Annotated in this window: 12 protein-coding genes; 11 read left to right on the top strand and 1 reads right to left on the bottom strand. The window is 48.7% G+C overall.

Annotation, left to right across the window (positions count from 1 at the left end; translation table 11 throughout):
- Window positions 1-24: 24 nt before the first annotated feature.
- On the bottom strand, window positions 25-795 hold the full coding sequence (locus LHUE1_RS04120; protein ID WP_010490706.1) for an IclR family transcriptional regulator: 771 nt from the start codon (window positions 793-795) through the stop codon (window positions 25-27).
- A gap of 341 nt (window positions 796-1,136) precedes the next feature.
- On the opposite strand from LHUE1_RS04120, the gene rpiA reads away from it, so the two are divergent.
- The 11 genes from rpiA to LHUE1_RS04065 all read left to right on the top strand — a co-directional run bounded on the left by rpiA (window position 1,137) and on the right by LHUE1_RS04065 (window position 12,193).
- Window positions 1,137-1,826, top strand: a complete 690-nt coding sequence (rpiA, locus tag LHUE1_RS04115) for a ribose-5-phosphate isomerase RpiA (RefSeq protein WP_010490710.1) — start codon at window positions 1,137-1,139, stop codon at window positions 1,824-1,826.
- A gap of 544 nt (window positions 1,827-2,370) precedes the next feature.
- Complete coding sequence (locus tag LHUE1_RS04110; RefSeq protein ID WP_217774470.1) at window positions 2,371-3,549, top strand: glycoside hydrolase family 88 protein; 1,179 nt, start codon at window positions 2,371-2,373, stop codon at window positions 3,547-3,549.
- A gap of 12 nt (window positions 3,550-3,561) precedes the next feature.
- A complete protein-coding gene (locus LHUE1_RS04105) occupies window positions 3,562-4,062 on the top strand; it encodes a PTS sugar transporter subunit IIB (RefSeq protein ID WP_010490713.1) in 501 nt (166 codons plus the stop codon).
- 147 nt (window positions 4,063-4,209) lie between these two features.
- A complete protein-coding gene (locus LHUE1_RS04100; protein WP_049169224.1) occupies window positions 4,210-5,019 on the top strand; it encodes a PTS mannose/fructose/sorbose/N-acetylgalactosamine transporter subunit IIC in 810 nt (269 codons plus the stop codon).
- Window positions 5,009-5,824: a PTS system mannose/fructose/sorbose family transporter subunit IID gene (locus LHUE1_RS04095; RefSeq protein WP_049169223.1), complete on the top strand. Its 816-nt coding sequence runs from the start codon at window positions 5,009-5,011 to the stop codon at window positions 5,822-5,824. Before LHUE1_RS04100 ends, LHUE1_RS04095 begins: the two co-directional genes overlap by 11 nt.
- 85 nt (window positions 5,825-5,909) lie before the next feature.
- Window positions 5,910-6,380, top strand: a complete 471-nt coding sequence (locus LHUE1_RS04090) for a PTS sugar transporter subunit IIA (protein WP_049169222.1) — start codon at window positions 5,910-5,912, stop codon at window positions 6,378-6,380.
- A complete protein-coding gene (gene yajC / locus LHUE1_RS04085; RefSeq protein WP_049169221.1) occupies window positions 6,380-6,730 on the top strand; it encodes a preprotein translocase subunit YajC in 351 nt (116 codons plus the stop codon). Before LHUE1_RS04090 ends, yajC begins: the two co-directional genes overlap by 1 nt.
- The gene (locus LHUE1_RS04080; protein WP_049169220.1) at window positions 6,666-8,600 is read left to right on the top strand and encodes a heparinase II/III family protein; all 1,935 of its coding nucleotides are present in this window, start codon (window positions 6,666-6,668) and stop codon (window positions 8,598-8,600) included. Before yajC ends, LHUE1_RS04080 begins: the two co-directional genes overlap by 65 nt.
- A 2-nt stretch (window positions 8,601-8,602) precedes the next feature.
- Complete coding sequence (locus LHUE1_RS04075) at window positions 8,603-9,598, top strand: hypothetical protein (RefSeq protein ID WP_080978088.1); 996 nt, start codon at window positions 8,603-8,605, stop codon at window positions 9,596-9,598.
- Between the two features lie 14 nt (window positions 9,599-9,612).
- The gene (locus LHUE1_RS04070; protein ID WP_049169219.1) at window positions 9,613-11,892 is read left to right on the top strand and encodes a right-handed parallel beta-helix repeat-containing protein; all 2,280 of its coding nucleotides are present in this window, start codon (window positions 9,613-9,615) and stop codon (window positions 11,890-11,892) included.
- 181 nt (window positions 11,893-12,073) lie between these two features.
- Window positions 12,074-12,193, top strand: a complete 120-nt coding sequence (locus LHUE1_RS04065; protein WP_049169218.1) for a putative holin-like toxin — start codon at window positions 12,074-12,076, stop codon at window positions 12,191-12,193.
- The last annotated feature ends 154 nt before the right edge of the window (window positions 12,194-12,347 follow it).

Raw genomic sequence — 12,347 nt, 5'->3', positions numbered from 1 at the left:
ATCTTTAAAGGTCTTAGCTTAAATTTACAGCGTTTGTTCAATAGCATGCTGCGTATTCAGCAACAAGCGGATGAAATTGGATTGACGTTCTTTGTTAACCCGGTATTTAGGTGAACTGATACTGAAAGCACCGTAAATGCGGCCGGCTTTCATGATCGAGGCGCCTAGGCAAAGGACTTCCGGCTGATTTTCCTCGTTGTCGATGGACACGCCCATTTCCTGAATAGTCTTCAGATTCTGGCGGAGTTTCGGCAAGCTGGTGATTGTATTAGGCGTTAGCGGCTTGAGTTTATGTGTCTCAAGGTAATCGTCTAAATGCTTGCGCGAATAGTTGGCCAGCAGCGCCTTGCCCATCGCGGATGAGTACATGTTCATGGTGCCACCGATGATGGATTCCAGTTTGATGCTGTTAGGACTCTCGAGTTTTTCAACCAAGACGATTTTGTCATTGCGGACAATGCCGAGATTAATGGTCTCGTTGGTTTCGTCGCGCAGATTCTCGAGAAACGGGCGCGCGACTTTGGCAATATCAAAACTGTCGAGTGCTTTTTGCGCATAGGGAATCAGCTCAGTGCCGAGATAATAGCGTTTGGTGCTTTCGTCGCGCCGAACGAAGCCGATCATGTCAAGCGTGTTGAGAATTTTCAAAATCGTGGGTTTCGACGAACTTAACGCCGCACTCATGTCTGCCAGTGACGGCGGATCGTCAGCTTTCATGAGATAGTCTAAAATATCTTTAGCTTTGATAAGCACTGTGCCATAAGGTTTTTGCTGTTTTGGTTTTACTTGTTCCAATGGAATGCCTCCAAACGAAATTTTGCGAAGTTTATTATATAGAAATATACAATGGTAAAAATGGTTTGTCCAGTTTTGGTTTGGGTTAGCTCAGGTGAAATTGTGTAAAGCTGTGATCAGTAATCGCTGATATGCTGGCGCTTACATGATAAGTTAACAAAACCACGAGACTTTTTAAAATATTTTGTTTCATTTTTGGAAATTGATAGACTGTTATAGGAAAAAGGTCCTGTGATAATCAGAAAACAACTTGTCAATTTGCCGATAAGTCTTGTGACAACCCGCTCATCTTCCGGGGAATCAGATATAATAGAGTTATTAAGCGAAAAGGATGGTTGGCCATGGATCAGAACAAGTTGAAGCAGGAAGCCGCTCAAAAGGCAGCTGAGTTTGTTGAAGATGGCATGACGATTGGCTTGGGCACCGGTTCAACGGTGTATTACTTGGTTGAAGCGATTGCGCAGCGGGTCAAGGAAGAGCACCTGAATCTGACCGGTGTTGCGACCAGCGTGCGGACGCGCAAGCAAGCTGAGTCGCTCGGCATTCCTATGAAGGATCTGGATGAAGTTGCGCAAATCGATTTAACGATTGACGGCGCCGATGAAGTGGATAAGCATTTTCAAGGCATCAAAGGCGGCGGACGCGCACATTTGATTGAGAAGATCGTGGCGATTAATTCTGCGCGGAATATTTGGATTGTGGACGAGACCAAGCTGGTGGATACGCTAGGCAAATTCCCGTTACCGCTTGAAGTCATTCCGTTCGGCAGCGGCAAGTTGTTGCAACGGCTAAAGGATGAAGGCTTGAAGCCGGCGTATCGCCTAAACGACGATGGCACCAAGGCGCTGACGGATTCAAAGAACTACATTATCGACCTGCACCTTGGCCGGATCGAGCATCCGCATTTGCTGGCGGAATGGCTTAACAAACAGGTGGGCGTGGTTGAACACGGCCTGTTCCTTGATCTCGTCAAAACGGTGGTAGTTGGCACGACACATGGTCCGGAAATTCTGGACGCGCACCGCGGCTAATCGTTAGCCAAAGTAAAAAGCTAACAAGTTGAATAATCTGAATAGCGTCAACGCAAAACCCTCAAAGTTGCAACCTGACTTTGAGGGTTTTAGGTTGGCGTTTTTTGCTGATCTCATCAGCTGTCTAAAGGGCGAACATCGATAACTGACTTAAAAGTGATTATGAATGTTTATATTTGTCGCTTGTAAATCCCTATAAAAATAGCGTTTACAAGCGCTTATTGGTTTTTGAAGCCGTTAATTTGGGGAAAATTGTTCGTAAATGATTTACATTAAAGCGCTTGCATGTTATAGTCTTTTTGGAAATAAAAAGAAAGGACGTTTATTATAAAGAAATAAATGAGTAGTTCAACAATGTCCTTTGTTTTTAACGGCTTTATGAAAATAGTTAAGTTTCCCTATATGACGGGGCACGAGTACAACAATTGGATTTTTTAGAAAGCCTTTTTGCCTAGAATGTCACAAGATGGAAACATTATTTCCAAAAAGTATACATACCTATCGATTCCAAACGATTCGTAACAAAGCACCAAGGAGGCAAACATTGAAAATTGAAAATTTAACGAATGCCCAGCGATTTTTCAACGCCGGGATTGTCGACAGGCGCATGGTGACCACGGCGTTGGATAATGTCGTTGCGCATCTTGATTTAAACATCAAGGTATTCGGTGAGAATTTTCCCGAGCCGTCAACGGTCAACAACCGCTATGCACCGATGAAAAACACGGAATGGACCAATGGCTTTTGGACCGGGATGTTGTGGTTAGCTTATGAATACACTGGCGAGCAAAAGTATCGCGCACTGGCCGAAAAGAATGTTGCCAGTTTTGCTGATCGGATTGACCGCAAGATTTCCGTTGATCATCACGATTTAGGCTTTCTGTATTCGCCGTCAGTTGTCAGCGCGTATCGACTAACGAACAGTCAACTGGCAAAAGACACCGGGATTAAAGCAGCGGATCAATTGTTAACCCGCTTCCATCAAAAAGGCGGCTTTATCCAAGCCTGGGGTACAAAAGGCGCTAAAGATGAAAATCGGCTCATCATTGATGCGTTGCTGAATATTCCGTTGTTGTATTGGGCGACGTCTGTGACTGGGGATGCTAAGTATCGGCAGGTTGCCGATCAGCATTATCAAACAGCATTGAAGACAGTGTTTCGTCCGGATGGCTCCACTTTTCATACTTATTTCTTTGACGACGCCGGCAAACCATTGCGCGGGGCGACAAAGCAAGGGTACGCCGACGATTCCGACTGGGCGCGCGGGCAGGCATGGGCGATCTACGGGACGGCCTTGCATTACTATGACACGCATGATGCGGCCGCTTTTGACAGTTTCAAAGCCGTGACCAACTTTTTCCTGAATCGGTTGCCGCAAGATGATGTGCCGTACTGGGATCTGATCTTCCAAGAAGGCAGTGATCAGAGTCGTGATTCGTCTTCAGCGGTGATCGCGGTGTGCGGGTTGCACGAGATGCTGAAATATTTGCCGGAAGCGGATCCGGATAAGCCGGTTTATCGCGCGGCCATGCATGCCCAGTTGAAGTCGCTGATTCAACATTATGCGACACCGGTGGATGGTCAGACCGCAGAACCGTTACTGCTTCACGGGGTCTATTCCTGGCATTCCGGTCATGGCGTGGATGAAGGCAATCTCTGGGGCGACTATTTCTACATGGAAGCGTTGATCAGGTTTTATAAAGATTGGCAACTATATTGGTAGGGGGCTTTTAAAATGACGGAACCAAATATTAAGGCAGTACGTCTGGATGAGCGGTTGATTCATGGACAAGGGCGATTGTGGATTTCCAACCTTGGCGTCAACTTGGTGATTGTTGCCAACGACGAGGTTGCGAAAAGCCATATTCAGCAACAGTTGATGTCCTCGTTAATGCCGGAGTCGGTGGGTATTCGTTTCTTTTCACTGCAAGAGACGATCGATAAGATTTTCAAGGCGTCACCGCGGCAGACGATTTTCATCATTGTGAAAACGGCGCAGGACGCGTTGACGTTGGCGGAAGGCGGCGTGCCGATCAAGGAACTGAATGTGGGTAACATTCATATGAAGGAAGGCAAAACGCGGCTGACGAATTTTATTGCGGTGGATGCTGATGATCTGCACGCTTTGAAGACGTTGCATGAAAAGTATCACGTGGATTTGAACACGCGCACGACGCCACTGGGTAACGATGTTGGGTCGGATTTTGATCTGAATGATTATGTTGCTAAGCACTAACTGACACTAACGATAACGCGTTCACCGGCGCAGAAAACTGCGTGTAAGGATCTTGGTTGCAATGGCCTAAACCCGGGCCATCACGTCCAAGGCCACTTACACTCCGGTTTCTAAGCGTGCCGGTTCACGCTCAAAGGGGAGAAAAGCATGACCTATTCTATAGTTCAAGCGCTCTTGGTGGGTCTCTGGGCGGCATTTTGTTTTGCCGGTCAACAATGGGGCATTTATACCAATCGGGCATTATTTATTTCATTTGGTATCGGTTTGATTTTGGGTGATTTACAAACGGCGGTTGTCTTTGGCGCAACGGCGGAACTGGCCTTCATGGGCTTTGGTGTTGGTCCTGGTGGCTCAACACCGCCTAATCCGTTGGGGCCAGGCGTCGTCGGTACGATTATGGCCATTTCGATTCAAGGGTTGAAACCAGCTGCAGCATTGTCCCTGTCTTATCCGTTTGCAATTTTGATTCCATTCGTCATTACCTTCATTTTCTCTGTGAACGCCAATAACCTGGCGTGGTCACGAAAAGCGATTGAAGAAGGCAAGTATCGGCGGTTCCATTTCCTGGCGAATACAACCTTGTTAGGGTTCATCTTATTCGCCTTTTGCTTCGGTTTCGCCGCGACCTTGAGCACTTCAGCGTTGAAAGTGTTCGTTCAGGCGATTCCGCAATGGCTGATCAGTGGCTTGACCGTTGCCGGCGGGTTGCTGCCAGCAGTCGGGTTCGCGTTGATCATGAGCACGATGGTCAAGAAGGAATACATCCCGGCGCTGATTCTGGGTTACGTCTGCGTTGCCTATCTAAAGATGCCGGTCATCGGGTTAGCCTTCGCCGGTGCCGTACTGGCGTTCAACAATTACTACAACGGTCGCCGTGCCGATAAGAAGGATCATGGGACCAACGGCAACGATGACGGCAGTAACCAGGATGAAGGGGGTATTGAAGATGGCATCTAGTCGCAAACCGGTTTTAACCAAAAAAGATTATTTAAACTCCATTCTCCGTTCGTATGTTCTGCAAAATGCCCAAAACTACGGCACCATGCAGGGAACCGGGATGGCTAACAGTATCATGCCGCAGTTGCGGAAAATTTATAAAGACGATGACGCGGAATTTAAACGGGTCACAACCTCTAACCTGGAATTCTACAATACGAATCCGCAACCTTATCCGTTTGTAACCAGCATCATGCTTGCCATGTATGACAGCGGTAAGGATGAAGACGATGTCCGGGCGATCAAGTTTGCGTTGATGGGACCTTTAGCCGGGATTGGCGATGCCCTTTCGCAATTCGGGTTAGCACCGTTGTTCAGTTCGATTTTTGCCTCCTTAGCACTTCAAGGGATGACTTGGGCACCGATTCCATTCATTCTCTGCTTGTTCGGGATCACGTTTGGCGTCCGGATGCTGATGGGGTACTTAGGCTGGAAAGTCGGCACGAGCATTATCGATACGTTGTCGGACCGAATGGCAGCCATTGCCGATGTTGCCAGTATGTTGGGCTTGACTGTGATCGCCGGGCTGTCGGTTTCCTTTGTGAAAGTCAACCTGGCATGGCAGTACACGCAGGTCATTAAAGGCAAAACCCAAGTCGTCGCGATTCAGACGATTCTGGACAAGATCATGCCATACATGCTGCCGATTGCACTCACGTATTTTGTTTATTGGCTGATCACCAAGAAAAAATGGACCATTTACAAGATTGTTATTTTGCTTTTTGTCGCCGGGGTACTGTTATCAGTGCTGGGGATCTTAAAGTAATCAGATGATGAATTCGGCCGTCGCAAACTTTTGTCGACGGCTGTTTTAGAAATTGGCACGACGAAAAAATGGAGGATTTGAACACATGAATTATGCAATGGCAGTTGTCGGTCACGGGCGCTATCCAGAAGGGGTATTGTCCGCTTTGAAGTTGTTAATCGGTACCACAGACGGCATGACCGCGTTTAATCTGGACGAAACCACGACCCACGAGCAATTCGAGCAGCGATTAAAAAACTTTCTCGATGAAAATGATCACGCTTTGGTCTTTGCTGACATGACCGGTGGTGCGCCACATCAAATCGTTGCGCGGCTGATGCTGGAACAAAATCGTCCGCATCAGTACATTATTTCCAGTGCGCCATTGAACTTGATTCTGGATCTGTATGCCAAAAACATGGGTGGTTTTGACGATGCTAACGTTGATGAAACACTCCGGCATACCGTTACCTTGTCAAAAGAATTGATTGAAATTTTACCAGACAGGATGAAGACCAACTCTGACGAAGTGCCGGTGCCGGACATCAAGCACGAAGATGAAGGAGATGGCATCTGATGACAATATGGCAAATTGCATTGATTGTTCTGTTAGTCATCGTGTGTGCACTTTACTTGGTCGCGATTCCGTTAGCTAAGCGGTCAGCGATGCGCAAACAGGCCAAGATGGTTGATCAGATGCACGCGAACCTGAAACCCGGCGATCAGATTGTTTTGATTGATGGGATTGTCGGCAAAATCAAACATTTGAATCAGGAAGACGTTCAAGTTGAAATTGCGGTGAATACCGTGATCACGGTTAAACGGATGGGGATTGCTGGTGTTGTGAAGGAGGCGGCGACAGGTGACGGACACGAGTTGGACCACGTACATTCAGCAGTTGAGTCAGCAACAGCATCTCACGGATGATGCCCGCAAAAATGCTGACCGGTTATTAGAAAACCAATTTTTATTTGATAGCCCCTACGCGATGGAGCCGACGCAAGTGAGTTACACCATGAATCCGATCACTTGGCAGCAAACGCCTAATGGGGATCCGGAATGGCTTTATATGTTAAAACGCCAAGAGTATTTGCTGGATCTTTTGGAAGCTTATTACGAAACCGGTCGTATTGACTATCAAGCTAAAATGAAAGCTTTACTGTTCAGTTGGATTGATGAAAATCTGGCGGCGCCGGCGACATGGCGGACGATTGACACTGGCATTCGTTTGCTGAATTGGACGGCTGTTGTCGCGAACTTGCTGGAAGATCACCAGTTAAGTAAGGAAGAGCAAGCCCGCATTGAAGAGGCGGTCAATGTTCAGGCGGCGTACCTGCAGCAGAACTATACGGAAAAGTTTGATATCAGTAACTGGGGTGTGTTGATTACCACGGGTATCTTGGTATACGCGGCGCGCTTTCCCAAGGTTTTGCCGCCAACGATTGTCCAGTGGGCGCAGCAAAAATTTGAGACCGAACTGGACTTGCAGGTTGATGCGCAAGGGATGCAATGGGAACAGTCGCCGCTTTATCTACTTGAAGTATGGCGGAGCACTTTGGCGGTCATTGCTGCACAACAGCAGGCCGGGGTGGCAGTGGCGCCGATTGTGCTGACAAAAGCCCGTGCCATGCAGCGAATGATCACGCAGTATGTGAAGCCGGATTTGTTGCTGTTGCAACAAGGCGATACTGACGCGATTCGGATTGATAGTCTGTACAATGCGTCAGCGGCTATTTTGCAGCAGGCGTCGCCGTTGCAGCAACGGTTAGCGCCGATTGTTGATTTCGGACTTTTGGAACTCGCCCATCAGCAGTGGCAGCTGTCAGCCAAAACTGAAACTAAAACACCGCTGCCGAAGGAGTTCGCCGCGCATACTAGTGGTAATTACTTCTGGCGCTCCGATTGGGGCCAACATGCGGACTACTGGCATGTCTTTAATGGCGATTTAGGCAGCGGTCACGGGCATGCTGCGCTGGGACATGTGGATTTGACGATCGGAGGTCATGATGTGCTCGTTGATCCGGGTCGCTACACCTACGTTGATGGCACGGAGCGGCGGCAGCTCAAGTCGGTGGCCGCGCATAATACCGTGACGCTTGATCATAGCCCGTTTAGTTTGCCTAACGATTCGTGGAAGTATCGCTATGTTGCGACACCACTGAATCATTCGCTAGTGGATTTTGCCGGTGGTCAGGTGGTTAAGTTAACGTTTCTTGATCAATCGCAGGCGGTTCCGGCGGTGATCACACGCCTGCTGATTAGCTTAAGTCATGAGCGGCTGTGGCTGATTGTTGATATGATTCATCATCCCGGTCAGCATTCCCTCAAGCGTTTTTGGCAAGTAGCCCCGCAGTTAATCGTGACACAGCACGACACTGGGTATCAATTAGGCGACATAGCGAATTTTGCGATGAGTGATGATCAGGTTTGGGCCAGTCAGCAATTATTTTCACCGCGTTATAACACGCTCGAACATTTGACCCGGCTGGAAAGTGAAATGATGTTTACCGACTTCACGGTGCAAGCAGCGGTGTTGTCGCCACGGCAACAGCCTGTGACCATCATGCCGATCGCGGCACAGCAGTCCGGTGATCGCGATGCCGTGGTACCGGAGCGGTTGGCGAGTGGTTTTCGGGTAGATTTGGATAACAGGCGTAACTTTTTGTTGACGTTGCAACCGGAAAACACGATCGTCGGCCGCAAGCTTTACTGGTTCGACGGGACCGAAGCTTATGGTAGTTTGAACATTTTCGAACGGCAAGGGCAGCAGGTAGCACAACATTTTCAGGTGTTTTAGCGATGAAAAAGATGAAAGCGAAGCGATGGAAGTGGGTGCCGCTTTTTCTACTCGGCATCCTTGCCAATTTAATCGGTGGCTGCGATGTGCTTAAACCAGCCGACGCGCTATCCGTTGCGGGTACACCGATGTCGGCAAAAGTTTATCGCCTCTTTTTGCAGAATGAAAAAGCGCTGACGGTCAATCGTTATGTGACGAAGTATCACGCCAAGTATGACGCCCGCTTTTGGCAGACCAAGTACGGGCGCCAGACGCCGCAGCAGGCCGCTCAAATCCAAGCGATGAATAAATTGAAGCAGTTTGTGATTGAGGATCGTGCGTTGGTGAAAGCCAAACTGCTGACGAAACCGCTGGCGGAATTTGATTCCCTGAAGAAAACGCAAGGAACTGGTGCCGATTTGGCGGGGATGGCCGCGGCGCAGAAACAGCATCGCGAGTTGATGCTCAAGCTGCAGGCACAATACGTCAAGGCGAACCGCAAGTCGGTAACGGGTCAGCGGCAAATTGCTTTTTATCGGCAGAATAAAAGTAAGTACTGGGCGCGGCCTGATTTGATTCATTATGAGACGCTGACCTTTGAACGCGGGAAAATCGGTAACCTTAGTGAGTTCACGGAATTGGTTCAGCGGTTTAATGGGCAGCAAACCGATCTGGCTAGTGTGCAAAAAGCGTTTGTTGCCGCAGGTTTTCACGGCCAGCTTGGGCAAAATGACTCGTTGCATGATGCTGACCAATACTATGGTGCCTACTTACGGGCAACCAACGATCAGACCGGTCATGTCGGGCAGATTTTTGCGGCGTGGTTGTCGGATCAAAAAATGAGTTTGGTGCGAGTCACATCAGCAGCAAAGGGTGGATTTACTCCTTTTTCTGATGTGAAAGAAGATGTGACGGCTAAGATTTTGCAAGCGCAACTGGCGAAGACGTTAGAAAAGCGAGCTAAACAAGCCGGGGTGCAAGGTGATCCGGCGCAGCTTGCTAAGGAAACCTTTGCCTGAAATGGAGGGACATCATGAAACGATGGCGGGTGACACAAGGAAAAGTTTGGGTATTTTTGGTGGCGTTGCTGGGGTTGGCGGTGATGATCAACGGGCAGGCGCCGCAACGTTCGTTAGCTGCCGGGCCGCGAACATTTTATGTGGCCAACAACGGCGATGACAATCATGACGGGCTATCTGTCGATCAGCCGTGGCAATCGCTGGAGAAGGTTGCGGCGACGAAATTTCAACCAGGTGATCGCATTCTTTTCGATGCCAATAGTGTTTGGAATGGCCAGTTGCTGCTAGACGGCGCTAAAAACGGCGAAGGCACTAGCACCGCGCCGATTACCATTGGCAGTTACAACCAAGGCAGCACAGGCAAAAAGGCGATTATCAATGGTTTAGGGACGACGGCTAACAAAAATCCCTATCACGAGCGCAAGTTGAGTAATCTCAATTTAATGACCGGGACCGTTGAGCTGTGGAATGCGAATCACTGGACAATTTCTGACTTGGAAGTGACGAATACTGCGGGTGATGGCAATCGGCAAGGGATGCGGATTGGCATTTTGGTCGCGTCAGACATTCAGACCGCATATCCGAGTGGGAACGATGCGGCCGCAGTTCAGCAGAAGCTGGCGATTTTTAAAGCATCACACCGAACGGGCATTACGATTACCAATAACAACGTGCACAACGTCGATGGCGCTTATCAAAGTGACCTGATTCCCGATCAAACCGGGAAAATGGTGGCGGCCGGTAAGAATTCCGGGGGCATTATCATTGTCGGCAATACGGATGTGACTGCAACCCATAACGTGATCACTGACGTTGCAAATGAAGGCCTGCGCAACGATGCCAACGCCTCGGTTTTGCCCGGCGGTTGGGATCAATATTCTTTTCAGGCCAGCGCCAAAACCATTTTTAGACATAATTACATCCGCAACAGTGCCGGTGACGGAATTGTCATTAGTTCCAGTGAAAATGGCACTGCCGAGTATAATACGGTGCAGGCTGCCAATAGCATGCCGAACTCCAAAAACGCAGCCGGTGCCAGCAAAAACTTTGCCGGATTGTGGTTCATGGGCGGGGAATACAATTTAGCCCAATATAATGAAGTGTTTGACATTCCCAACCATTACCTCGATGGTGCGGCGTTTGATTTTGACGGGTTTGCATCCAAAGGGGTCTATCAGTACAATTACTCCCACGACAATTCTGGCGGATTCACGCTATTTATGGGCGATCACCAAACGGACAATGTTTTCCGCTATAACCTCAGTGTCAATGACGTAAAGGACGTGCCATCACCAGCATTGAATCATCTGATTTTCGTTGTTTCAGGAAAGGCTGATGGCATCGATGGCTTCCCACTGTTCAACAACAACACGTTTATTGTCGGGAAAGCCGTGAAGAACCTGATGATTTCCAACAATGGCCAGACCGGAATTCGATTCGTTAATAATCTGGTTTACGCACCGGGTGGCAATGTGCCGCGCTTTGTGGTGAACCAAAATGGCACCAAACGACCGGTCTTTACCGAAGGACGCTTGGATCACAACCTGTTTTACCCACAGGCGCTGATGGACGAGAGCCATGCAGGAACCGTTGATGTGAGTGGGAATATTTTTGCGGATCCGCAGTTGGTGGATGCTGGAGCTAAGCCAAGTGGCGTGATTCAGCAGGCGGATGGCACTTTTGATCGCACTGGATTGGCAGCCTTTATTCCGCAAGCCCAATCGCCGGCCGCCAACGCCGGCATCAATGTCGATGAACTGACGCCAGCGGCAGTGAGGGAGAAGTTCCCGATCAGTCAAGACTTTGCCGGCAAGCCGATCAATTTGCAACATCCGACGATCGGCGCCTTTGAAGCAGCAGAGGCAGTTCCGGTGGTGCAAAAAGATAATTTAAAAAAGTTAATCGATCAGGCGCTTGATGCTAAGAAGACCGATCGTTATTCGTTGGCAAGCGTGGTCAAAAAGCAGGCGTTCGATCAGGCGTTACAGGAAGCTCAGCGGATTTTAGCCGATTCGCAGGCCGACCAGTCAGCTGTTGATCAGGCAGTAAAAGCATTGCAAACCGCATTGGATCAGCTTGACGGTCACCAAGATGCAGAAGCCTCGTCAGCCTCTCAGGAAGTGTCTTCTGGGCAGAAAACGGGCGACGATAAAAAGTCGAAGCAGGATCATGAAGACCAGTCGTTACCGCAAGCTGGCGACTTGATCTTTAAGAGCCTACCGATCATTGGTGGCGTGATCCTCATGAGCGTCGTGATCGGCGGCCTGTATTTTAAGTATGTTAGAGAAAAGTAAAACCGCAAAATTGCGGTGAATAAAAAACGCCTGTAACCTTTATGGCTGTAGGCGTTTTTGCTGTTCATATGATATGATGGCTGTAACAGAGAAGTTAATATGACGGTTTGGCAAATCCAACGTATTGTGAGGTGGTCGCCTATGCGCGATGATCAAAATCTATACGGAAGGAGGTGTCTCGTTGTCCGTTGCTGACGCATTAATGCTGATGCTGACCTTTGCTATGTTCACGCTAGCACTGGCTGCATTCATCATTGATGTTGTGAAAGCGATTTTAGACAATCAAAAAGACCGTCAATAGATTTCTGGCCCGAAGTCTAACGGTCTTTTGATTGTTTTTACTTTAATGCCAGCTGTCTGAAACAACTGACTCTGCCAGAGGAGGAGTGCTGGGCCTAACCAGTGCTCCTCTTCGTGTTTTATTGTAGCATGAAAATTTGGCTAGGCGCAATTAT

The organism is Lacticaseibacillus huelsenbergensis, from assembly GCF_029726355.1.
GTDB classification, from domain to species: Bacteria; Bacillota; Bacilli; order Lactobacillales; family Lactobacillaceae; genus Lacticaseibacillus; species Lacticaseibacillus casei.
The sequence above is the reverse complement of the archived record's forward strand: the minus strand, read 5'-3'. Positions and strand labels throughout refer to the sequence as shown.

Excerpts from the sequence above, each read along its gene's own strand:
- LHUE1_RS04105 (WP_010490713.1), top strand. The coding sequence starts at position 3,562 with ATGACGGAACCAAATATTAAGGCAGTACGTCTGGATGAGCGGTTGATT.
- LHUE1_RS04100 (WP_049169224.1), top strand. The coding sequence starts at position 4,210 with ATGACCTATTCTATAGTTCAAGCGCTCTTGGTGGGTCTCTGGGCGGCA.
- LHUE1_RS04075 (WP_080978088.1), top strand. The coding sequence starts at position 8,603 with ATGAAAAAGATGAAAGCGAAGCGATGGAAGTGGGTGCCGCTTTTTCTA.
- rpiA (WP_010490710.1), top strand. The coding sequence starts at position 1,137 with ATGGATCAGAACAAGTTGAAGCAGGAAGCCGCTCAAAAGGCAGCTGAG.
- LHUE1_RS04095 (WP_049169223.1), top strand. The coding sequence starts at position 5,009 with ATGGCATCTAGTCGCAAACCGGTTTTAACCAAAAAAGATTATTTAAAC.
- yajC (WP_049169221.1), top strand. The coding sequence starts at position 6,380 with ATGACAATATGGCAAATTGCATTGATTGTTCTGTTAGTCATCGTGTGT.
- LHUE1_RS04090 (WP_049169222.1), top strand. The coding sequence starts at position 5,910 with ATGAATTATGCAATGGCAGTTGTCGGTCACGGGCGCTATCCAGAAGGG.
- LHUE1_RS04070 (WP_049169219.1), top strand. The coding sequence starts at position 9,613 with ATGAAACGATGGCGGGTGACACAAGGAAAAGTTTGGGTATTTTTGGTG.